Below are 22,399 nucleotides of genomic sequence, written 5' to 3' on the forward strand. Positions count from 1 at the left end.
CTGTGAAGTCGAGCGCACCACCGGGGTGGACGAGGTCGTCGACCGGGCTCGTGATCGTGACCGCCGCACCATAGGTGTATCTGACGCTGACCGAGCCGGCAGACAAACCGCCGATCCACTGGGTTACGCGGAACCGATGAGAGCCCCCGCGATTCGGGGCGGGCACCCTGGCCGAGTAGCGGCCGGAGACTGCGCTGGTGGTTGGCGTGGCGACAATCGTGCCGTCGGCATCGGTGATGGTGATGTCGACGTCCTTCTCACCGATCCCGGCGATCGTGACCTCATCGGTCACGGTCGACGTCGCAGAAGCGGTTCCCGACAGCGCTGCGACTTCCAGATTGACGGTGAGATCCTTCTCGGCAACGATCGTGCCGTCGACCCGGTTCTCCAGGTGGACCGTGTTGGCGCCGACTCTGAGGTTCCTCAGGATCGCGCGCCACTTACCGTCGGCGCCGACTCGTGCCTCCTGGCCGCGGTCAATCACCACGATGGACGCGGGCCGGGCGGTGCCCGAGATGTCAGCCCTGCGAGCGGCAACGCTCACGCTATCGACCTTGGCCGCGAGTGCCGGGTTAACGCTCTCCAGCTTGGCCGCGGTGCCCGTCAGACTCAGTTGCGGGTAGAACGAACTGCCATCTTTGAGGGGAGCCACGCTGAGGTAGTGCTTCGACGAGTCGGAGACGATGCGGCCTTCACTGTCGATCGAGAAAAGCGTGAGAGGATCTCCGCAGGCGGGCCCGCTGGTGGTGATGACACGGCCACCCTGCCACGCCAGGTCGTAGAGGCACTTCCCCTTGTGCTTGCCAGCGTCGACCGTGGCATAGAAGCTGTAGCCGACCGTGGTGGTCGTCAGCGTCCACGATGACGCCGCCTCGGCTTGCTGCCGAGTGTCGTATGCGTGGGCGCTCAGGTCGTCCTGGTCGAGTGCCCAGAACTTGTCGGGGGACTCCTCCCAGATAAATGTGAACTTGGTCCCACTCGCCGGGGTTGAGGAGGTCGTCGTCGAGGTCGATGCGGTCGGAGCTGCGGTCGCCGAAGTCGGTCCGAAAGTCAGGCCCGACATGACGGTGACGGCCGCGAGGGCACCCGCACCGAGGCCCTTGAAAATGGTCATGGACAAAAAGAATCTCCTTCGTGAGGCCACATCGAGTGGCAGTGAGTAACTAGTCGAAGGACTAGTCGTTGGATTTATTTCGCCGGTCGCGAGCAAACGTGAGCCGGGTCTCTGCCCGTTCCGCCACTGGAGAGCCCTTAGTGACGAGCGAGGTGAGAGCGCCGCCGGCCGCGAGATGGCCCTCGCTGTCGGTGTGACATCGTGCCGCCGACGGCGAGGTCCATCTCGGGCACCCGGGCCGCGCTTCGCGGTCACGGGCGGCAGAGCCGGGGAGGGCGCAGGAACTCGCCCACCCGGTTCGCGCTCACTCCTTGCCGGGCGTCCAGGGTCCGTGCGTCACCGAGTCGCTCCGGCCCCGCGAGTCGGTCTGCTCGATCGCGAGGCGGTACGTGTGCGTGGCCGACCACGTCCGGGTCGACGTCCAGGTGCCGTCTTCGCCGGCCTTCACGGTGTCGTAGCGGTCGCTGGACTGGGTGGAGCGGATGACGACGGACGCTCCGGGCGTCGCGGTGCCCCGGATGGTGGCCCGGACGGAGGTGTCGTCGCGGTCGTCGGTCGTGATGCCGGCGAGGGCGAGTTCCTGCCACGCGTCGAACGGCACGGTCGTGGAGCCCGTCGGCGAGGAGCTGGTCCAGCCGGTGACGGGCGTGAAGGTCACCGTGAGGGGGCTCGTGTCGGGCACGTACGCGCCGGCGTTCACGGTGAGCTTGATGCCGCCGTTGCTCGCGCCGGCGTTCGGGAGGTCTGCGCCGGTGCGGAGCGACGTGCGGGTGACGACCGTCGCGCCGTCGGCGGCGGGCTTGGCGGCGAACGAGATGGTCCAGCCGTCGCGGGTGGTCGTCGCCGGCAGTGTCGCGCTGAGGCCCTTGGGCAGAGTCGCGGCCCAGACGAGCTTCTGACCCTTCTTCACGGTCAGGCCCTTGGCATCGGTCGCGGGCTTGATCGTGAAGGCGAGCGTTCCCGTGGTATTCGGCAGGAAGTCGTTGCCGTGGGCGGGGGTGACGGACACCGCGTGGACGCCGATGTTCGTCGTCGCCTTCGGTGCTGCGTTCGCTACGGCGGGCGGCGTCGCCAACGCCGCGACGAGGCCGGCAGTGACGGTAGCGGCCAGTACTCTCTTCATCGAAAACCTCTCATCTGCATTTATGGACAGAATGTTGCATCCAGTGTCATTAATGCAAATGGTCGAGGTTGGCGCAAATCAACGACGGAACGCCGCCCCCAGGAAGGAGACGGCGTTCTGTCAGAAGGGACCTAGTCGCGGGCGACGACGAGCTCGTCGAGGGCGAGGCGAGTGCGGGGGAGCGTCTCGCGCTCGGCCAGCTTCTCGGGGAGCTTGTCGGCCTCGTCGACGACGCCGAACGCGGTGACGGTGACGGGCAGGAAGCGCTCGGTCAGATCGAACGCCGTGCGGATGCCGTCGGCCTCGATGCCGGCCATCTGGTGCGCGTGCAGGCCCTCGGCGTGGGCCTGGACGGTCATCGCCGACACGGCGAGGCCCAGGTCGTACTGGGCCCAGCGGCGCTCTTCGCCCTCGTCGGTGGCGGTCTCGGCGACGGCCACGACGAGCGCTGCCGCATTGCCGGCCCACAGAGTGTTGAAGCCCAGGAGGTTGGCGAGGATCGTGTCGAAGGTCTTCGTGCCGCGGCGGCCGGCGATGAAGCGGCGCGGCTGCATGTTCGAGGCGGACGGTGCCCAACGGGCGGCCTCGAGGAGCGCGGTCAGCTGAGCGTCGGTGATCTCGGCGGCGGCATCGAACGAGCGGGGGCTCCAGCGCTCGTCGAGGAGCTCGACCAGCGGCACCTCGGTCTCGGACGAACGGACGGTGGATGAATTCGTGATGGTCATAGCTGTCTCCTCGACGCCGACGGTGGAACGGGGTGTGGTTCTCCTCGCCGTCGAGGAGTGCTGCTTCGTGCAACAGGCTACGCCCGGTGAATATGCCGACGCATCGACTTTCTCCTGGTGGCCGGGTCTCGGTCCGTCAGGGTCTCGGTCCGTCAGGGTGTCAGGCTGCCGAGCACGGCCGAGTCGAGCATGTCTTCTGTCACCGAGTACAGGGCGACGATCAGGATCGCGGCGACGATCGGCAGCCAGAACGCCGGCACGCGGCGCAGCACGAACAGCACCGAGAACACCGTCGCGAAGACGGCGAGGATGATCGGCACGGCCATCGTCAGGGTGTTCGCCAGAGCCGTGCCGTCGACCGAGTACTGCGGCTCGGCCGCTCGCGCCGCCCCGGTGATCTCGTAGACGACGGCGATGAAGTAGAGGATCGCCGTGAACACGACCGTCGCGACGAGGTCGCCCTTGCGCGGGTGGCGCCGGCCCGGGTACCGGCCCGCCAGGCGGGTGCTGGCCACGGCTCCATCGGGGAGCCGCTCGTCGAGCGGGCGGTCGGGGGTGGGGATGCTCACGGGGCCGACTCGATCTCACGGCGGATCGACTCGACGAGGGCGTCGACGTGTGCCTCGGTGGTGTCGAAGGAGCACATGAGCCGCACCTCGCCGGTCGACCGGTTCCAGTCGTAGAAGCGGTGCTCGGCGCGGACGGGCTCGATGACGTGCCTCGGCAGGATCGCGAAGACGGCGTTCGCCTCGACCGCCTGCGTCACCTCGACGCCGGGGAGCTCCACGAGCGCGTCGCGAAGCCTCTGCGCCATCGCGTTGGAGTGCTGCGCTGACCGCAGCCAGAGATCGCCCTCGAGCACAGCGACGAACTGAGCCGAGACGAAGCGCATCTTCGAGGCCAGCTGGGCGTCCATCTTGCGGATGTAGGTGACGCCGGGGAGCTCGTCGTCGGTGAGGACGACCACCGACTCGCCGAAGATCAGGCCGTTCTTGGTGCCGCCGAACGACACGGCGTCGACGCCCGCGTCGCGCGTGAACTGCTGCAGCGTCGCGCCGGTCGTCGCTGCCGCGTTCGCGATTCGAGCGCCGTCGAGGTGGACCTTCATGCCGAGCGAGTGAGCGTGCTGCGTGATGGCGCGGATCTCGGAGACGCTGTAGGCCGTGCCCATCTCGGTCGTCTGCGTGATCGAGACGGCGAGGGGCTGCGGGCGCTGCTGATCGCCCCAGCCGTAGGCCTGCCGGTCGATGAGATCGGGTGTGAGCTTGCCGTCGGTCGTCGGCACCGTCAGCAGCTTGATGCCGCCGAGCCGCTCGGGCGCTCCGCCCTCATCGGTGTAGATGTGCGCAGTGGCTGCGCAGATGACCGCACCCCAGCGGGGCACGAGGGCCTGGAGGGCGACGACGTTCGCACCGGTGCCGGTGAGGACGGGGTGCACGGTCGAGCCTTCACCGAAGTGCTGCACGACGAGCTCCGAGAAGCGTGCCGTGTAGGGATCGGCCCCGTACGACCCGACGTGCCCGCCGTTGGCATCGGCCAAGGCCTGGATCACCTCGGCGTGGGCGCCGGAGTAGTTGTCGGAGGCGAAGGAGTGGAGGGCGGGATCGTGCAGCTGGCTCACCCCTCCAGTCTCCCTCACTTTGCCGACACGGCTCATTCCTCCGCCGACTCGGACCTCCCGGTGTCGTCGGCGGGCGGCGCGTCGTCGTCGGCGTCGTCAGCGCGGGGCGGCGCTGGCGGCGGAGCGATGTACTCGGGTGCGGGAGCGGCGAACGCGTCGCCACCGTAGACAGCGTTGATGCGCGCCTGGACGTTCCGCCAGATGGTGAGCCGCTGCTGGTTCATCGCGCCGTACCCGCCGTAGATCCGGTACTGGTTCTGGTGGCCCGAGATGTTGCCGACCCAGGAGGCGGTGACGACCTTGCTCGAGCCGCCGACGAGCCAGGTCTGCTCGGCGTGGTCGGTCGTGCCGGTCTTGCCCAGGATCGGCACGCCGTCGCGCGGGTTGGCCGACGTCGCGGTGCCGCCCGTGAAGACCCCCTGCATCGCCGACGCGACCTTGGCCGCGACGCCGGCGTCCATGACCCGCTCGCAGTGCGACCGGTGCCCGGCCAGCTTCTTCCCGTCGCCGTCGACGATCGAGTCGATGTAGATCGGCTCGCAGTAGACGCCGCCGTTGGCGATACCCGCGAACGCGGCGGCCATCGTGACCGGTGCGACCGTGTTGCCCGAGCCGATCACCGACGACGGGTACGCGACGAGATCGGCTCCGTCGGCGGCGTGGACGCCGAGCGATGCGGCGACGTCGCGGATGTCGCAGAGGTCGAGCTTCTGCGCCATCGCGGCGAAGGCGGTGTTGATCGAGCGGGCCGTCGCCTGGCGGGCGGTGACCGTGCCGGGGTTGCCGAAGTCGTCGTTCTTCGGGTCGAAGGTCGTGTAGTCGGCCGCGCCGCAGATGCGCATCGGGCTGAAGTCGCGCGGAGTGGCGTTGACGGTCTCGCCGAGCAGGTGGCCCTTGTTCAGCCAGTCGATGAGCGTGAAGGGCTTGTACGTCGACCCGGGCTGGAACCCGGTCGAGCTGCCCCACTTCTGATCGACCGCGTAGTTGACGGCGGTCGTGGTCGGGCCGCCGCCGTCGCGGGTGTCGTCGAAGTCCTTGTTCTGGGTCATCACGATCACGCGGCCCGAATCAGCCTCGATCGAGACGACGACACCGCCCAGGTCGTACCGCACCTCGTCTTTGGGAGCGTAGGTGTCGACCTGCTGCTTGGCTGTCGCCGTGAGGTCGAGGTCGAGGGTGGTGTGGATCTCGTAGCCCCCGAGCCGCCAGTTGTGCTCGCGCTCGGTGGTCGTCTCGCCGAGGGCGGGCATCGTCTTGACCATGCGCCGGATCAGGTCGCACCACTGCCGGGCGCCGATCTCGCCGACCGCGAGGCAGCCCTGCGTCGCCGAGGTGAGATGAACCGACGACCGGACCGTCTTGGCCTTCGCCTTCGCGAGGGTGGCGGCCGAGATCTTTCCGTGCTCCTGCATCGCCTCCAGGATCACGTCGCGCCGCGCCTTGTTGGCCTTGTAGTGCGAGGCGCTCGACAGGTTGCGCCTCTCGGGGTTCTGCACCGTCGCGACAAGGCTCGCCGCCTCGGACGGCGCCAGCGCCTCGGCGTTCTTGCCGAAGTAGCGCTGGCTGGCGGCCTCGACGCCGTAGGTGTTGTCGCCAAAGTACGCGATGTTGAGGTACGCGAGCAGGATCTCGTCTTTGGTGTAGCGCTTCTCGAGGCCGATCGCGAACTTCATCTCGGCGATCTTGCGCGAGGTGCTGAGCTCGGTGGCCTTCTTGTAGGCGGCTTTGCGCTCGGCCGGATCGTCGAGCGCCTCCGCCTGGGCGACGAGGATGTTGCGGACGAGCTGCATGGTCAGCGTGGACCCTCCGCCAGCCGCGCCGAGCTCTCGCGACAGCGCGCTGCCGGCCGCGGCCCGGGCGAGAGACGTCAGGTCGACGGCGCCGTGCTCGTAGAAGCCGTGGTCCTCGCCTGCGACGGCCGCGTCTTTCACCGTCTGGGCCACGTCGTCCCAGCCGACCGTGACCCGGTTCTCGCTGTACAGCGTCGCGAACGGCACCTGCTCGCCCCCGCGCTCGGCATAGAGCACGTTGCGCTGCTGGAGCTTCTGGATCTCGATGAACTCGGGGATGCTGTCGAACGTCGTCGCGGCGGCACCTGCGGCTCGGCCGGCGACCACCACTCCGGGCGCGACGCCGACCGACACCAGCAGTCCGGCGACGGCGCTGAGCGCGATGAAGCCGGCCAGGGCGGTGAGGGCTGAACGGAGGCGGTGAGGCTCGTGGGGCATGGGTCACATGGTATGTCACACCTCTGACAACGGAATCCCCCGCCCGAGGGACCCTGCTAGTCCGTCAGAGGGAGTTCTCGCTCAGCCATTCCGTCAGGACGCGCTCGAACTCCTGCGGCCGCTCGACGCTCGGCAGGTGCGCCGAGTCCGGAAAGCGCGCACCCGACGAGTTCGGCACCGTCGACAGCAGGTACTCCGCCGCCGCGAGCTCGCCCGACAGGTCGTGCTCGCCGACCACGACCAGCGTCGGCACCTCGATGTCGACAGTCCGGTAGTACGCCGGCGACTCCAGCGGCACGGGCGTGGCCTGGTCGGCGAAGCGCTTCAGGTTGTCGGCGTTGAGCTCGGAGGCCAGGCGCAGGAACTCGGGATCCAGCTCGAGCACGTCCCTCGTGGGCCCCGCCGCCCACAGCTCCGCCTCCCGCCGGTTCAGCTTCTCGTTCTCGCCGCGTGCAAGCAGGTCGTCCAGCTCGTCGAACAGCTCGTTCTCGCGCTCGGTCAGGTCGACCTCGGGGAAGCCCGACGGGTTCGAGCCGATCGTCACGAGCCCGGTGACGCGGTCGGGGTGCTCGAGGGCGGCGTCGATGGCGATGCGCCCGCCCCGGGAGGCGCCCACGAGCACCGCGCGGTCGATTCCTGCTGCGTCCATCACCGCGACGAGGTCGTCGACATCCGAGAAGTGCACGTCGGCGGTGGTGGTCTCGCCGAAGCCGCGGGTGTCGTAGCGGAGCACGCGGCGGGTGCTCGCGAGCGGCACGGCGAGAGGCTCCCACATGCGGAGGCTCGCCACTCCGGCGTGGATGAGGACGACTGCGCGGAGTTCCTGCGCCCCGGGGTTCTCGGGCTCGTGCAGCTCGTAGTGCAAGGTGCCGCCGTTGAACTCCGTCTCAGCCATGGTCACAACCTACGGCACGACCGGCCGGAGCTCGCCGCTCAGGCAGACTAGACGGATGGGCGGAGTGCTGATCGGGTTCGGGATCATCGGCACCGTCATCGCGATCGGCTACGTCGTCGGCCGCATCGACCTGCTCGGCCCGCAGGGGCACCGCGTGCTGAGCCAGCTCGTCTTCTTCGTGCTCACGCCGTGCCTGCTGTTCGTGAACATCTCGAAGGCCGACGTGAACGTGCTGTTCTCGCCGGTGCTCGTCGTCTCGACCGTCTCGGCGCTGTTCGCCGCCGCCATCTCGATCGTCGTGCTGCGCCTGGTGTGGAGGCGATCCGTGCCCGAGACCGCGATGGGGACGATGGCGGGCGCCTACGTCAACGCGAACAACATCGGCCTGCCGGTCGCCGTCTACGTGCTCGGCAGCGCGACCTACGTCGCGCCGGTGCTGCTCTTCCAGCTGCTGGTTCTGACGCCGATCGTGCTGACCATCATGGACATCACGACGGCCACCGGGCCCCGCGGAAGCCTGCTGAAGACGGTCACCACCCCCTTTCGCAACCCGCTGCTGATCGCATCGCTGCTCGGCGTGCTGTGCTCGGTCTTCGAGGTCAGGATCCCGGACGACGTGGTCGAGCCCTTCGCGCTCATCGGGGCCGCGGCGGTGCCGGTCGTGCTGATTTCGTTCGGCATGTCGCTGCACGGCCAGAAGCCGCTGCAGGCCGGCCCGGCGCGGGGCGAGATCGTGCTCGAGAGCGCGCTCAAGATCGTCGTGATGCCGGTCGTGGCGTGGATCCTGGGCGTGTTCGTCTTCGACTTCTCGCACGAGCAGCTGTTCGTGACGGTCGTGCTGGCAGGGCTGCCCAGCGCGCAGAACGCGTTCAACTACGCGCAGCGCTACGGGGTCGGGGTCGCCGTGGCCCGCGACACGGTGCTGATCACGACGATCGCGGCTGTCCCCGCCCTCGTGCTGGTCGCCGCGCTGCTGAAGTAGGAGCGGGCTGGAAGGCAGCGCCTGTCTAGAAGGCAGCGCCTGTCTAGAAAATCATCGGCCGGTCGTCGTCGTCGCCCGAGTCGACCTCGAGGTCGACGACCACCGGCACGTGGTCGCTCGGAGCGTCGCCCTTGCGCTCGTTGCGGTCGATGCGCGCACTCGTGACCAGGTCGGCGAACGCCTTCGAGCCCAGGATGAAGTCGATGCGCATGCCCTCGTTGCGCGGGAAGCGCAGCTGCTTGTAATCCCAGTAGGTGTAGCCCTCGGGGAGGCGCGGGCGCACGACGTCGCTGAGCAGGCCCGGCTCGGTGAACGCGTCGAACGCGGCCCGCTCGGGCGGGCTGGTGTGGGTGTGACCCTCGAAGACCGCAGGATCCCAGACGTCGCTGTCGAGGGGCGCGACATTCCAGTCGCCCATGAGCGCGAGGGGTTGGTCGGGGTTCGCCTCCAGCCAGGCCTTCGTCTCGACCTGGAGCCTGGCGAGCCAGTCGAGCTTGTACGCGTAGTGCGGGTCGTCGAGCTCGCGGCCGTTCGGCACGTAGAGGCTCCAGAGGCGCACGCCGTCGACCGTGACGCCGATCGCGCGCGCCTCCTTCGGAGCATCCTGCGACTCGACTCCCTTGGCGAAGCCGGGCTGTGTCGGGAACGTGATCTCGACGTCGTCCATCGGCAGCCGACTGGCGAAGCCGACGCCGTTCCACTGGTTCAGCCCGTGCATCTGCACCTCGTAGCCCGCCGCCTCGAACACGTCGAACGGAAACTGCTCGGGCTTGCACTTGAGCTCCTGCATGCCGAGCACGTCGACGTCTTCGCGGACCAGCCAGTCGACGACGCGGCCCGCGCGAGCACGGATGGAGTTGACGTTCCAGGTGGCGACACGCATGCCACCACGGTACCGGGCGCAGGAACTCGGGGTGGCCGGTTCGACCGCGCCCCGCGCGCCTGTGGAGAACTCCGGGAGGGCGCATCGCGCGCCCGGGTAGCATGGTCGCCGTGACCGATGCACGCCAGAAGCTCATCTCCTACATCAGCGACCTCGCCGTCTTCCACGGCGACTTCACGCTGACCAGCGGCAAGAAGGCGACGTACTACGTCGATCTGCGCAAGGTCAGCCTCGACCACAGGGTCGCGCCGCTGATCGGCCAGGTCATGGTCGACCTCATCGAAGACGTCCCCGACGTCTTCGCGGTGGGCGGGCTGACGATGGGCGCCGACCCGATCGCCGCCGCAGTCTTGCACCAGGGTGCAGCCCTCGGCAAGGACTACGACGCGTTCGTCGTGCGCAAGGAGCCCAAAGACCACGGCCGGGGCCGTCAGGTCGAGGGCCCGGAGCTGACCGGCAAGCGCGTCATCGTGCTCGAGGACACCTCCACTACCGGCGGCTCGCCCCTCAAGGCCATCGAGGCTCTGAAGAAGGTCGGTGCCGAGGTCGTGGGCGTCGCCGTCGTGGTCGACCGGTCGACGGGCGCCCGGGAGGTCATCGAAGAGGCCGGCTACCCCTACTTCGCTGCCATCAGCCTGGAAGACCTCGGGCTGCAGCCGTGAGCGACGAGCGCAGTCCCGACGAGCAGCTCCCGCGTTCCACGCCGGGGCCCGACGGCGAGTCTGCGCGTGAAGTGCCGGCGCAGGGGTCTCCTGCACCCGATTCTCCTGTTCCCGGGTCTCCGACGTCGGGGCGCCGGGCCCTGCCGGTGGCGCCCGACTCAGTGCCGTCGGGTCCTTCGGCGTCGAGTTCTCCGGCGTCGGGGCAGTCGGCGTCGGGACAGGCGCCCTCCGTCTCCTCACCGTCGGCATCACCGGAGTCGGGTGACCCCGAGACCTACCAGACCATCCAGATCCTGCCCCGGCGGCTTCCCAGTGCCGAGTCGTTCTTCGGCGAGCCGCGGCCGCCGCGCCATTCGGCCCGCGTCGATTCGTCGACTGAGCCCCTGAGCCCGGGGACGGCTCCGGATGCAGCGGCGGATTCACGTGCAGCTTCGGCGGGCTCGCCTGCTGTTCCGTCCGGCTCGCCCGCGGCTCCGGCGGGTTCTGCGGCGGTGCCTTCGCCGGTCGAGCCCGGGGCATCGCCGAGTGCGACGGCGCCCGGGGCGTCACCGACTGCGCCGGCGCCCGAGGCGCAGCCTCGGCCAGCTCCCGTGACGCCTCTCGTGGCAGAGCCGATGTTCACGGCGGCCGCCGTCTCATCGTCCGAGGCGCCGCGCGAGGTGTCGGAGGATTCGCCGGGACTCGACGCTCCTGCCCCCTCGACCGAGCCTCCCACGTCTCCGCATCCGATGGCGCTCGACCTGTCGACCCTCCGCGGTCAGTCCGGCGACGAGCCCCTCTCCGATGCCGCCAGTCCGTCGAGCCTGACGGCCGAGCAGCCAGCCCTCGACGCTGACGCTCTGCCGCGCCACGACAGTGCAGGCGAGACGCCGACGGCCGCATTCGGGGCTGTCTTCGGCGCGGTCCCTGACGCTTCAATGGATACTGACGCTTCGGTCGATACTGACGCTTCGGTCGAGACCGACGCACCCGGTGCGGCCGCCGCCCCGGCTGGAACCATCACTCCCGTGGCTGCGGCCTCCGACACGAGCGCCGCGCCTGTCGCGCCTGCCGCCTCGTTCACGGAGCTCATCGCCGTTCCGGCCGATGCAGTGCCTCCGACCGCCGAGCCGACAAGCTTCAACTGGGCCGAAATCGCGTCGCCGGCCACCGCTTCCATCGACGCGTCAGATGTCCACGGTGTGCCGATGGCGCCCGAGGTGCCCGACGACGTGGTGCCGGTCGATCCGATCGCTCTCGACACCGAGGTCGCCGCCGCTCGGCCGGTCGTCGACCACGACGCCGTGCGCGCCGCCGATGCGATTCCGCTCGAGGTCGACGACACCCCCGCCGGGACGGTCGATCCCACGCCCACGATGGCGTGGAGCATCAACGACGGCGACGACGACGGCCCCCAGGGGGCGCGGGACGACGCGACGCCTCCATTCAGCGGCGCGCCCGCCGAAGCTGCGGCCGAGGCCGCGCCCGCCGTCGTCTGGTCGCTGAGCGACGACGACCCCGCACCCGCGGGTGGCTCGCCGGTGTGGGACCTCTCCGGCACGGACGACGGGTACGCGTCGGGGGAGTCGGACGTTCCTGCGCCCGCCTCTGAGCCGGCCGACTCCGACGGCGACGAGACGGACGACGTCGACGCGATGGCCGCGCTCTTCGGCGAGCCGGACAGCGCGCCGGGACCCGAGGCGAGCTTTGACGACACGGCGACGCAGGCCTGGATCATGCCCTCGGAGGAGTCGGCATCGTCGCAGGATGCCTCACCCGAGTCGTCGGCGCCGGAGGAGGACGAGCCGTTCGTCGCGGTTGCCTCCGGCCCCCAGACTCCGACCGGCCCCCAGACTCCGACCGGCGCCGAGGCTCCGACCGTCGCCTACACGCCGCCGTTCGCGGCTGAGCCCGAGGCGTCTGCCGGGGGTAGCTCCTGGGCGGAGACTCCGACGGTCGCGTACACGCCGCCGGGGTCGACCGACCTGCCATCTGCCGCCTCGGAGCCTGCCCAGATGGAGCCCACCAAGGCTGAGCCCGCAGAATCCGCGGCGACTATCGCGCTGCCGGCCGTCGCCGATCGTCCCTCCAGCGAGTCCTCGACCGCAGCGTCGGCCGACGCCGCTCCGACCGCGGTCGTCCCCGGGCTGACACCGTCGTACGGCGGGGCCACCGGGCGTGTGGTCACGCCCATCGACCCGAAGAACGTCCCCGCCGCCTGGGCCAGCGCTGCGCCGGGCGGCTACGCGTCTCCTGCGTCGAGCAGTATGGCTCCGCCCATCGACGCCGACCCCGGCAGTCCGGCCCGCGGCGGAAGTCGACGACCGTGGCTGTTCGTCGGGATCATCGTGGCGTTCCTGGTCGTGCTCGCCGTGCTCTTCTTCTTCGGTCGCACGATCGCCACCGGCGGGACATCGGCTCCTGCGCCGGCTCCCGTCGCGTCGACGACGTCGACGCCCTCGGCCACGACGAAGACGAGCCCGAGTCCGTCGTCGAGTCCGGCTCCGACGAAGACCGCGACGGCTGGCCAGGCTGCGCCAGGCACCCACCCGTGGAACGAGCTCACCGGGGGCGAGTGCCTCTCGGCGTTCACCGACGCGTGGCAGACGACGTACGACGTCGTCGACTGCGGGGGGTCGCACGTCGCCCAGCTCGTGTCGACCGGCAAGCTCGACGGAGCCGCCGGCTCGACGTACCCGGGCTCGGACGCGTTGCAGGCTCAGGTCTCGGGTGCATGCCAGAAGTCGACCGCGATCAACATCAGCGCGGCGCAGGCCTACACCGACCTGCAGATCTCAGACAGCTACCCGTCGACAGCGGCCGAGTGGGCCGCGGGCGCGCGCGACTACTATTGCTTCGCCAGCCGTTCTGGCGGGCAGGCGATCGCGAGCGACCTGGCGCCCTAGCGCAGCGCGCGCCCAGCGCCCAGCGCCCAGCGCCCAGCGCCCAGCGCCCAGCGCCCAGCACCCAGCACCCGGCGCCCCCGCACGCCGGTGAGGAGTCGCTCGTTGTCGCCGCGGCGACCGGCGGCAGCAACGAGCGACCCCTCGGCGGCCGCGGATTGACGCTGGGCGCTCGTGAGAACGTCAGAGGTTGCCGTCGGCGTCACCGAGGTCGTACGCGACAGGCTCGGTGCGGACCAGCTCGTGCACCCCGGCCAGGATCTCGGTCGGACGGAACGGGTAGCGGTCGATCTCGGCCTGGTCGCTGATCCCGGTCATCACGAGGATGGTGTGGAGGCCCGCCTCGATGCCGGCGATGATGTCGGTGTCCATGCGGTCGCCGATCATGGCCGTGTTCTCGGAGTGGGCGCCGATCCTGTTCATCGCCGATCGGAACATCATCGGGTTCGGCTTGCCGACGACGTAGGGCTCCTTGCCCGTGACCTTCGTGATCATGGCCGCGATGGCGCCGGTCGCAGGCAGGATGCCCTCGGCGCTGGGGCCGGTGGCGTCGGGATTCGTGACGATGAAACGCGCGCCGCCCATGATGAGGCGGGCCGCCTTCGTGATCGCCTCGAACGAGTAGTTGCGCGTCTCGCCGACGACGACGTAGTCGGGCGCGGTCTCGGTCATGATGAAGCCGGCCTCGTGGAGGGCCGTGGTCATGCCGGCTTCGCCGATGACGAAGGCCGAGCCGCCCGGCATCTGCGAGCGGCAGAAGTCGGCGGTGGCGAGAGCCGAGGTCCAGATGCGGTCTTCGGGCACTTCGAGGCCGGACGCCCGGAGGCGGGCCGAGAGGTCGCGGGGCGTGAAGATCGAGTTGTTCGTCAGGACGAGGTACGGCGTGCCCGCGTTCTGCCACTGCCGGATCAGGTCGGCGGCGCCGGGCAGCGCCTGGTTCTCGTGGACGAGGACGCCGTCCATGTCGGTGAGCCAGCATTCGATCTCGTCGCGCGTCGCGGAGGCTGTGGCTGAAGGCATAGTCGAAGAGTAGCGGGAGGTGGTTACTGCGAGACTGAGGCCGTGACCGAACAGCCCGAGGCCAGCCCGGAGAGAACGACCAGTCCCGAGAGAACGACCAGCCCGGAGCGGACCACCAGCCCCGAGCAGACGACGCACGGTGTCGGCCCGTGGGCGGGCGAGCACCCCGACGATCCTCGCTTCGACCCGAGGCTGCTCGACGAGGGCGACACGCGCAACGTCATCGACCGCTACCGGTACTGGTCGATGGAGGCGATCGTCGCTGACATCGACGCCCATCGGCACCCGTTCCACGTGGCCATCGAGAACTGGCAGCACGACCTCAACATCGGCTCGATCGTGCGCAGCGCCAACGCCTTCGCGGCCGACACCGTCCACATCATCGGCCGCCGCCGCTGGAACAAGCGCGGCGCGATGGTGACCGATCGGTATCAGCACGTCGTGAACCACCCGGACGTAGAGACCTTCATCGCCTGGACGAGGGAGCGCGGCATCCCCGTGCTCGCCATCGACAACGTCGACGGCTCTGTGCCGATCGAGACGTACGACCTCCCGGCAGAGTGCGTGCTGCTGTTCGGTCAGGAGGGGCCGGGCCTGTCGCCCGAGGCGATCGCGGCCTCCGACGCCGTGCTCGAGATCGTCCAGTTCGGCTCGACTCGGAGCATCAACGCTTCGGCCGCCGCCGCGGTCGTCATGCACGCCTGGGTACTGCAGCACGTGAAGTTCTGACAGCCGCCGCCGCTAGCGTTGCCTCATGTCCTCCACGAACCTGCTCGGCATTCCCGAGACGCTCCTCCCCGCTGAACCCGACGTGCTCGCCGCGCTCGAGGCCGGCACGCCTCTGGTCGAGATCGTGACCGCGCATCCGTCGTCGTCGCTCGCCTGGGCTCTCCTTTCCGACGAGGCGGCAGCGGCCGGTGGGCGTGACCTCGAGGCGTACGCGTATGCGCGCGTCGGCTATCACCGCGGACTCGACTCGCTCCGCAAGGCCGGCTGGCGCGGCCAGGGCCCTGTGCCGTGGGCGCACGAGCCGAATCGCGGTGTCCTCCGGTCGCTGTTCGCACTGCGTCGCGGCGCCACGGCCATCGGCGAGACCGAGGAGGTCACCCGTCTGACGACGTTCCTGAACGACTCCGACCCCGAGGCGCTCGCGCACCTCCAATAGCACCTGAACCACCCTTGCCGGATGTGATATTTTGCATTAGATTTGGTGAAGCGACGCAGGGTCGCCAACCGAACGACCGAGCCCGACCGGTCGAGAATGCGAGATCAACCGGTGAGTTCGCCGCTTCGAGTGCTCCAGTACGGCGTCCACGATCGTGCGTACCCGCGCAATTCACGAATTCGTCGCTACCTGGAGTCCGTGGACGGCGTCGAGGTCCGGGTGGTCGAGCGAGCGAGGTCGGGCGGCCGGGTCCGGCGGGCCCTGGCCGACCTGACTGGCCTGTGGCAAGGCTCGAACGGTGCGGCGATCATCCTCCTGTCCGAGTTCCGGCTCACCCACGCCCCACTTGTCCGTGTCGTCGCGCGCCTCCGCCGGGCGCGCGTCATCGTCGACGGATTCGTCGGCCTGCACGAGACGGCAGTCGGCGATTGGGGCTCCGTCCGCCCGGAGTCTCGGCGTGCCCGCCGTCTCGCGGCTGCCGATCGACGGGCCCTTGCGGCGGCCGACCTCTTCCTCATCGACACCGAGGTCCGGGCGTCGCAACGGCGCGGGGTTGCGCCGCGCGGGGCTGTACCGCGCAGGGCTGTGTTCCGCAGGGCTGTGTCCCCCAGGAACTCGCACATCCGCGTCCTCCCCCTCCCCGTCGGCGCCCCCGCCTGGGCCGTCCACCGTCCGCCGTCGCCGACCTCCCGCCTCCGCATCCTCTACTACGGCAACTACATCCCGCTCCACGGGCTCGACCTGGTCGCGGAGGCCCTCGACGAGCTGCACGGCCGACGCGACTTCGAGGTGACCTTCCTCGGCAGCGGGGCACGACGCGAGGCTTTCGAGGACCGGGTCGCCGCGAGCGCCTGGTCGCCCCGCGCGACGTTCTGCGACCCCGTGCCCGAGGTGGAGCTCGCCGACCGTATCGCCGACGCGACCGTGGTGCTGGGCGTCTTCGGAGACTCCGACAAGGCCCGCTCGGTCGTGGCCAACAAGGTCTGGCAGGGGCTCGCCTGCGGTCGCACTGTCGTCACGCAGGCCGGAGAGGCGCTCGCCGATGTGCCGCCCGCGGTGCGCGAGCTGCTCGTCGAGACCGAGCCGGGCTCGGCCCAGGCGCTCGCGGAGGCTCTCTCCCGAGTCCCGCTCAGCCCGTCGCCCGTCGCACCTCGCGCCAGCGTGCTCGTCGAGGAGCACGTCGGGGCCCGCTTCGCACCCCTCGGCGACTGGGTGAGCGAGGTGCGCCGGTGACCCGCCGCCAGCTCCGCGACATCGCCCTCTACGTGCTCGCGCCCCTCCTGGGCGGCCTGACCCCGCTCGCCGTGATCCCCGCAGTCACCTCCACCGCGGGTGCCGACGGCTGGGCGAGCGTCGCGGTGGCGCTCGCCGTCGGAGTGGCGCTGTCGGTCGTCGCCGAGCTCGGCTGGACCATCGTCGGTCCGCAGCGGGTGGCCCGTGATCGAGCTGGCGCGCTGGGCCTCTACGACGCAGCCTTCGCGTCGAGGCTCGCCGCGGTCGCCGTGCTGGGTCCGGTGGCCTCGGTCGTCACGGCCTCGCTCGTCGACTCCCACCGGCCGGCGGCAGCTCTGCTCGCATTCGCCGTGGTCGCCGCCTCCCTCAACCCGACCTGGTTCTTCATCGGCACGGGCCAGCCTGTCCTGATCGTGGTGTGCGAGACGGTGCCGCGCGTGGCGCTGACGCTGTTCGCCGCGTTCGCCATCGCCGACGGCGCACCCCTCGAGGTCTACGGAGGCGCTCTGCTCGCCGGGGTGCTGGCGTGCTGGGCGCTGGCGGTGTGGCTCGGCCGACTGCCCGCAGCCCCGTCACGGCCGGCGTGGGCTGCGGTGCCCCAGACCCTGCGGGAGCAGGGCGTGCTGCTCGCTGGTCGCGGGATCACCACTGTCTACAAGTCGCTGCCCATCGTGCTCGTCGGGCTCGCAGCGCCCTCCGCCGTCGCTGCCTACGGCGCCGTCGACCGGCCCCTGCGCATGGGGCTCGTCGTGCTCGCAGCTGTCCCGAACCGCCTGCAGGCGTGGGTCGGCCACCCCGAGAGGCACCATCGCGTGCGGCGCGCCCGCCTGTCGATCGGGCTCAACGCCGCGCTCGGACTCGTGGCCGGGCTGGTGTTCGCCGTCGCCATGCCGTGGCTGAGCCCGTGGCTCTTCAGCGGCGTCGTCACCTTCTCGGCCGCCGCCGCGATCTGGGGCGGCGTGCTCGTCGCCGTCATCTCGCTGTCGCGCGGGCTGGGCCTGGCCCTGGTGGCCGACGACCGTGCAGGGACGACCACGTGGGCCTCCGTGGCGGCGGCTGCGGTCGCGGTCGTCGGAGTGCCGGTCGGGGCCGTGTCGGCTGGAGTGGCCGGCGCGCTCGCCGGGCTCGTCGTCGCGGAGACGGCCGGCGTCGTCGTCCAGGCCCTCGCGCTCCGGGCGCGGGTCGACGCGCGGGCGGTGGCCGCATGACGATGCTCCTCGTCGCCGCGCTGGGGCTCGCCGCACTCCTCGCCGGCCTCGCCCTCACGACGATCGTGCCGCGTGACGCCCGGCTCGGCGTCACGCTGGCGCTCGGCGTGGGTCTCCTCTTCGGCGCCACCTCGAGGAACGTCCCGGAGACGATCCGTGACGGCACGCTGATCGTCGCGACGGTCGCAGTCCTCATCGCCGCTCTGTTGTCGCCTCGACCCCTGCACTCGCGTCGGGCTCCGTTCGGCGTCCTCGCCGCGTTCTTCACCGTCATGGTCGTCACGACCCTGGCCATGAACCCCGAGGCGCAGAATCTCGTGGTCCGGATCAGCGTCGTGTCCATCGCCTTCGCCTTCGCAGCGGGCCGGCTGGAGCGCCGCGGTCTCGCCGTCTTGCTCGACGGGCTGATCCTGCTCGCGGTGATCGAGGCCGTGCTGGGCGCCATCGAGTTCTTCGTCACCGGCGAGCCGATCCCGTGGGGCCGTCGCGTCGCGGAAGACGGCTCATTCTTCGACGACACCAACAAGCTTCTCGGCGGTTCGTCCATGCGCGTGCAGGGCACGACAGAGCACCCGATCCCGTATGCCGTGGTGCTGCTCGTCGGCGCTCTCGCCCTCGGCACCCGGTGGGCCGCGCACGCGTCTCTCCTCCGTGTCGCGGCAGTCGCGCTGATCGGCCTCGGCCTGGTGCTGTCCGGGACGCGGAGCGCCATCGTCGCCCTGGCACTCGGCGGCGCCTACCTGGTGCTGTCGTCCGAGGCGTCGACTCGGGTGCTCCGGGTGACTGTGGTGGCGCTCGGCGGCCTGGTCGGGGCTGCCGTCTTCCTGCCCGTGATCGCCGATGCCGTGTCGACGCTCCTGTCGTCGGGGTCGTACGAGAACCGCGCCGGCGCCCTCGAGTCCGTGCCGCGCCTCCTCGGCCAGGACTTCGCGCACGTCCTTCTGGGCAACGGCGCCGGAAGCGAGCCTGGCCTGTATGCGAACGGACTTCTGCCGCAGACGGGTTTCCAGAACGTCGACAACCAGCTCGTGACGAGCCTGGCTACGACCGGCGTCCTCGGCGCGAGCCTCTTGATCGCGGCGTTCCTGACCGGTTTCGCGTCCGCCGCGCGGCCCGGTCGCGTCCTGATCCTCGCGCTGGCTACGATGTTGTTCTCCTTCGACTACCTCGCGTGGAGCTCGATGGCGGCACTGATGGCCGTGGCGATCTGCCTGCCTCGACACGATGGCGAACCTGCTCCGTCCCGGAGCACCACGAAGGCGGCCGGGCTCACCTCGGCCTCGAAGAACCGACTGGAGTCGACCCGCCTATGAGCCGTAACCCCTCGACGACGACCGCCTCGACGCCGACGGCAGCGATAGTCGGCACCCGCGGCTACCCCAGCTACTACGGCGGATTCGAGACTGCCGTGCGCAGCCTCGCCCCCGCTCTCGTCGACGCGGGCTGGGATGTCGTCGTCTACGGCCGCCCCGGCTCCACGCGCGACGACGACCCGGGTCGCGACGACCGGGTCCGCACGGTCGTGACCCGCGGTTCCGAGACGAAGTCTCTCTCGACGCTGACGTACGGCTTCACCTCGGCCGTTCACGCGATGCTCCACAAGCCCGACGCCGCGTTGATCATGAACGTCGCGAACGGCTTCTGGCTGCCGCTCTTCCGGCTGCGCGGAATCCCCACGCTCGTCAACGTCGACGGGATCGAGTGGGAGCGCGCCAAGTGGGGCCGGCTCGCCAAGACCGTCTTCAAGGGCGGCGCCTGGTTCACGGCGAGATTCGCCGACCGCCTCGTCTGCGACGCCGTCGAGATCGCACGCCGCTGGCGCCAGAGCTACGGCGTCGACGGCGTTTTCATCCCGTACGGCGCCGAAGACCCGGGCGCTCTGTCGATCGAGCCCGGACTGACCGAGCGCCAGTACGTGCTCGTCGTCGCGCGCTTCGTCCCCGAGAACACCGTCGGCGAGTTCTTCGAGGCCGTCGACCTCCTCGCTGCCGACCACGACGTCGTGATCGTCGGATCCAGCGGCTACGGCGGCGAGCTCGACGATAAGGCGGCGGCCCTGGCCGCGAAGCACGAGCGCGTGCAGTGGCTCGGCCACGTCAGCGACGACCGTCGCCTGCTCGCGCTCTGGCAGCACGCCGGCGCCTACTTCCACGGCCACAGTGTCGGCGGCACCAACCCGGCTCTCGTCCAGGCGATGATGTGCGGTGCGCCGACAGTGGCCCGCGACACGGTCTACAACCGCGAAGTGCTGGCCGACTCCGGCGTCTTCGTCCAGCCGACACCGCGGGGCATCCGCGATGCGATCGTCGCGCTGCTCGGCGACCCCGAGCGCCAGCAGGCGTTGAGCGCTGCGGCCCGCGAGAGGGCGCTCGCCGAGTACACCTGGGCCGGAGTCAACGGCCGCTACGAGGCTCAGCTGCGCGACCTGCTGCGCTCGTAGGCGCATTCGGTTGCGGGGCGCAGCTCCTGTCTCTGCAACCGGTCTGGCCCGAGGGGACGGCGCCCGCCCGACGAGCGGGACTCAACCCCGCAGTCGGCCCATGAGCCGCGCGACGCTGGCGGTCGCGGCATCGACGCGCAGGCGCATGGCCTCGTACACGGCGTCGCCCTGCAGGTAGGGGTCGTCGATGTCGTCGTCTGAGGGAGACGGCGCAGGAACGAGCCCCCGACGCCGAGACAGCAGAGCCACCGCCGGGGCCCGCTGCGGCCCGTCGACCCCCGCCAGCCCGTCGGCGAGATCGGCGTCGTCGAGCGAGTCGGCCAGGCGGGCGAACTCCGTCAGGGTGAACGCGATGCGGTTCGCGCGAGGCCAGGTCAGCACAGTGTCGCGGCGGTGGTCGCGAGTGAGCGCGAGGATCAGGTCGGCATCGCTGGCGATCGCTCGATCGAGCTGCCTCGCCTCGTGGCCCTCGGTGGTGAACCCGGAGCGGGCGGCGGCCGCCTCGGTCTCGGGTGTGGCGGGGGCGCCGATGACGGCTCCGGTTCCGGCGCTGACCACCTCGATCTCGGGCTGGTCGCACAGAGCGCGGCGGAGAGCGTGCTCGGCGTAGGGCGATCGGCAGATGTTGCCGGTGCAGACGGTCAGGATGCGGAACGGCGCGGCGGTCACTGGCGGACCTGCCGGAGGGCCTTGCGGCTCATCCCGCCAGCCGGGATGGTCTTCTCCGGGGGCCGGCCGTAGTACTCGGAGTAGCCGCCGTACCCGTAGCCGTTGGGGCCCTTGGTGGGCAGCTTGGTCATGACGACGCCCAGTGTGCGGCTGCCGATGTTCTGGAGCAGCGTCACAGCCTCGCGGAGCTGGCCTCGCTTCGAGCTGGCCGCCGAGACGATCAGGAGCGTGCCGGTGACGATCTTGCTGAGGACTGCGGCGTCGGTGACCGGAAGGAGCGGCGGGGCGTCGATGAGCACGAAGTCGAAGTGCTCGGACAGCTGGTCGAGGGCGGCGCTCATCGCCATCGAGCCGAGCAGCTCGCTGGGGTTCGGTGGCACGCGACCGGCCGGCAGCACCGCGAGATTGCCGCGTGAGCCCCAGGGCTGGAGGGCATCGTCCATCTCGATCTGCCCGATCAGCACGTCGGTCAGTCCGACGGCGCCTTCGATGCCCATGATCTCCGCCGTGCGGGGGCGGCGGAGGTCGGCGTCGACGAGGACGACCGAGGCGCCGCTCTCGGCCAGGGCGATCGCGAGGTTGGCGGTGGTCGTCGACTTGCCCTCGGAGGGCATCGCGCTGGTCACGACGTAGCTGCGGCGACTCACGCCCGGATCGATGAAGTTGAGGTTCGTGCGGAGCGCGCGGAACGATTCGGCGCGCGGGCTGCGCGGGTCGACGTGCACGATGAGCGGATGCTTCGCAGCCTCGGGGTCGAAGCCGATTCCGCCGATGACGGGGGTGTCGGTGATGCTCGCGACGTCGGGCGCACCGTGGATGCGGGTGTCGAGCGTGTTGCGGAGGAGTGCGCCCGCAAGCCCGGCGAGGAGGCCGACGACGAAGCCGAGGGCGATGTTGACCGGGACGTTCGGCGACGCGGGCGACGTCGGTGCGACGGCTTTCTGGAACGTGGCGATGCTGACCGGCGAGGTCGACCCGACGGCCGGCGCCTCTAGCTTCTTGGAGACGACGGTGCTGAAGCTCTTGGCGATCGCGTCGGCGGTGGAAGCGGCGCGCCCCGGATCGGTGTCGCTGACCGTGATGTCGATGTTCACCGTGTTGGGCTTCGACTGGGCCGAGACGCGACTCGCAAGCTGCATGCCGGACTCGGCGAGGCCGAGCTCTTTCACGACCGGGTCGAGCACGTCGGAGCTTGTGACGACCTGCACGTACGACCGGACTTTGGCCTGAGCCGCCGTGCTGCCCTGAGAGAGGTCGACGGCGCTGTTGTCGCCGGGCGTCTGCACCGACACGTAGAGCGTGGTCGTCGACTCGTACGTCTTCGTCGCGAGGAGCGAGAGGAGGCTGCCGCTGAGGAGTCCGAGCAGCGTGGCGGTGAGGATCAGCATCCAGCTGCGGCGGAGCAGCCGGATGAATTCAGTGAGTTCCATGGGGTCCCTGCGGTCAGTCGAGTGGTTCGGGCTGGATCGCCTCGACCGGACGGGTTGAGTCGCAGGAAGAAGCGCGGTGTGCAGTCACCAGCGTAACATGTTGGATTTGCATATGACAG

General features: G+C 70.1%; 20 protein-coding genes. 9 read left to right on the plus strand and 11 right to left on the minus strand.

Annotated features, from left to right (window positions below):
- From AC07TY_RS05165 to AC07TY_RS05195, 7 genes are all read right to left on the minus strand, one after another.
- On the minus strand, nucleotides 1-1,114 hold a 1,114-nt coding region (locus AC07TY_RS05165; protein WP_494784561.1), incomplete at its 3' end, for a hypothetical protein.
- A 304-nt stretch (nucleotides 1,115-1,418) separates the two neighbouring features.
- Nucleotides 1,419-2,237 carry a hypothetical protein gene (locus tag AC07TY_RS05170; RefSeq protein WP_494784562.1) on the minus strand — a complete coding sequence of 273 codons (819 nt, stop codon included), beginning with the start codon at nucleotides 2,235-2,237 and terminating at the stop codon, nucleotides 1,419-1,421.
- Between the two features lie 131 nt (nucleotides 2,238-2,368).
- Entirely contained in the window at nucleotides 2,369-2,962 is a 594-nt protein-coding gene (locus AC07TY_RS05175) for a nitroreductase family protein (protein WP_494784563.1), read from the minus strand.
- Between the two features lie 152 nt (nucleotides 2,963-3,114).
- Nucleotides 3,115-3,531, minus strand: a complete 417-nt coding sequence (locus AC07TY_RS05180; RefSeq protein WP_494784564.1) for a hypothetical protein — start codon at nucleotides 3,529-3,531, stop codon at nucleotides 3,115-3,117.
- Entirely contained in the window at nucleotides 3,528-4,619 is a 1,092-nt protein-coding gene (locus AC07TY_RS05185; protein WP_494784565.1) for a threonine aldolase family protein, read from the minus strand. The genes AC07TY_RS05180 and AC07TY_RS05185 overlap by 4 nt, the downstream gene beginning before the upstream one ends.
- Nucleotides 4,616-6,811 (minus strand): transglycosylase domain-containing protein, encoded by a 2,196-nt coding sequence (locus AC07TY_RS05190; RefSeq protein WP_494784566.1) that lies wholly within the window; start codon nucleotides 6,809-6,811, stop codon nucleotides 4,616-4,618. The genes AC07TY_RS05185 and AC07TY_RS05190 overlap by 4 nt, the downstream gene beginning before the upstream one ends.
- 64 nt (nucleotides 6,812-6,875) lie before the next feature.
- The gene (locus AC07TY_RS05195) at nucleotides 6,876-7,706 is read right to left on the minus strand and encodes an alpha/beta fold hydrolase (protein ID WP_494784567.1); all 831 of its coding nucleotides are present in this window, start codon (nucleotides 7,704-7,706) and stop codon (nucleotides 6,876-6,878) included.
- Here AC07TY_RS05195 and AC07TY_RS05200 point away from each other — a divergent pair.
- Nucleotides 7,705-8,688 (plus strand): AEC family transporter, encoded by a 984-nt coding sequence (locus AC07TY_RS05200; RefSeq protein WP_494784568.1) that lies wholly within the window; start codon nucleotides 7,705-7,707, stop codon nucleotides 8,686-8,688. The two genes, AC07TY_RS05195 and AC07TY_RS05200, sit on opposite strands and share 2 nt — an antisense overlap.
- Before the next feature lie 43 nt (nucleotides 8,689-8,731).
- Here the strand turns inward: AC07TY_RS05200 and AC07TY_RS05205 are convergent, their stop codons facing one another.
- Nucleotides 8,732-9,571: an exodeoxyribonuclease III gene (locus tag AC07TY_RS05205; RefSeq protein ID WP_494784569.1), complete on the minus strand. Its 840-nt coding sequence runs from the start codon at nucleotides 9,569-9,571 to the stop codon at nucleotides 8,732-8,734.
- Between the two features lie 110 nt (nucleotides 9,572-9,681).
- Here AC07TY_RS05205 and pyrE point away from each other — a divergent pair, with 110 nt between their 5' ends.
- Both pyrE and AC07TY_RS05215 read left to right on the plus strand, forming a co-directional pair.
- On the plus strand, nucleotides 9,682-10,233 hold the full coding sequence (gene pyrE, locus AC07TY_RS05210) for an orotate phosphoribosyltransferase (RefSeq protein WP_488624960.1): 552 nt from the start codon (nucleotides 9,682-9,684) through the stop codon (nucleotides 10,231-10,233).
- Between the two features lie 602 nt (nucleotides 10,234-10,835).
- The gene (locus AC07TY_RS05215) at nucleotides 10,836-13,118 is read left to right on the plus strand and encodes a septum formation family protein (protein WP_494784570.1); all 2,283 of its coding nucleotides are present in this window, start codon (nucleotides 10,836-10,838) and stop codon (nucleotides 13,116-13,118) included.
- A gap of 180 nt (nucleotides 13,119-13,298) precedes the next feature.
- Here the strand turns inward: AC07TY_RS05215 and AC07TY_RS05220 are convergent, their stop codons facing one another.
- Nucleotides 13,299-14,135: an HAD-IIA family hydrolase gene (locus AC07TY_RS05220; RefSeq protein ID WP_123505691.1), complete on the minus strand. Its 837-nt coding sequence runs from the start codon at nucleotides 14,133-14,135 to the stop codon at nucleotides 13,299-13,301.
- A 42-nt stretch (nucleotides 14,136-14,177) separates the two neighbouring features.
- On the opposite strand from AC07TY_RS05220, the gene AC07TY_RS05225 reads away from it, so the two are divergent.
- The 6 genes from AC07TY_RS05225 (at nucleotide 14,178) to AC07TY_RS05250 (ending at nucleotide 20,181) form a co-directional block, all read left to right on the plus strand.
- The gene (locus AC07TY_RS05225) at nucleotides 14,178-14,864 is read left to right on the plus strand and encodes a TrmH family RNA methyltransferase (protein WP_488624957.1); all 687 of its coding nucleotides are present in this window, start codon (nucleotides 14,178-14,180) and stop codon (nucleotides 14,862-14,864) included.
- A gap of 25 nt (nucleotides 14,865-14,889) precedes the next feature.
- On the plus strand, nucleotides 14,890-15,300 hold the full coding sequence (locus tag AC07TY_RS05230; RefSeq protein WP_123505689.1) for a DUF3151 domain-containing protein: 411 nt from the start codon (nucleotides 14,890-14,892) through the stop codon (nucleotides 15,298-15,300).
- A gap of 198 nt (nucleotides 15,301-15,498) precedes the next feature.
- Nucleotides 15,499-16,533, plus strand: coding sequence for a glycosyltransferase (locus AC07TY_RS05235; protein WP_494784571.1), 1,035 nt, complete (start codon nucleotides 15,499-15,501; stop codon nucleotides 16,531-16,533).
- On the plus strand, nucleotides 16,530-17,741 hold the full coding sequence (locus AC07TY_RS05240; RefSeq protein ID WP_494784572.1) for a polysaccharide biosynthesis protein: 1,212 nt from the start codon (nucleotides 16,530-16,532) through the stop codon (nucleotides 17,739-17,741). The genes AC07TY_RS05235 and AC07TY_RS05240 overlap by 4 nt, the downstream gene beginning before the upstream one ends.
- Nucleotides 17,738-19,054 carry an O-antigen ligase family protein gene (locus AC07TY_RS05245; RefSeq protein ID WP_494784573.1) on the plus strand — a complete coding sequence of 439 codons (1,317 nt, stop codon included), beginning with the start codon at nucleotides 17,738-17,740 and terminating at the stop codon, nucleotides 19,052-19,054. Before AC07TY_RS05240 ends, AC07TY_RS05245 begins: the two co-directional genes overlap by 4 nt.
- Entirely contained in the window at nucleotides 19,051-20,181 is a 1,131-nt protein-coding gene (locus AC07TY_RS05250) for a glycosyltransferase (protein ID WP_494784574.1), read from the plus strand. Before AC07TY_RS05245 ends, AC07TY_RS05250 begins: the two co-directional genes overlap by 4 nt.
- 81 nt (nucleotides 20,182-20,262) lie before the next feature.
- Here the strand turns inward: AC07TY_RS05250 and AC07TY_RS05255 are convergent, their stop codons facing one another.
- Together AC07TY_RS05255 and AC07TY_RS05260 are read right to left on the minus strand one after the other, a co-directional pair.
- Nucleotides 20,263-20,850, minus strand: coding sequence for an arsenate reductase/protein-tyrosine-phosphatase family protein (locus AC07TY_RS05255; protein ID WP_488624952.1), 588 nt, complete (start codon nucleotides 20,848-20,850; stop codon nucleotides 20,263-20,265).
- Nucleotides 20,847-22,280, minus strand: a complete 1,434-nt coding sequence (locus tag AC07TY_RS05260) for a tyrosine-protein kinase domain-containing protein (RefSeq protein ID WP_488624951.1) — start codon at nucleotides 22,278-22,280, stop codon at nucleotides 20,847-20,849. Before AC07TY_RS05260 ends, AC07TY_RS05255 begins: the two co-directional genes overlap by 4 nt.
- Nucleotides 22,281-22,399 lie beyond the last annotated feature (119 nt).

It is taken from the genome of Frondihabitans sp. GW821-FHT04F02 (assembly GCF_059420045.1).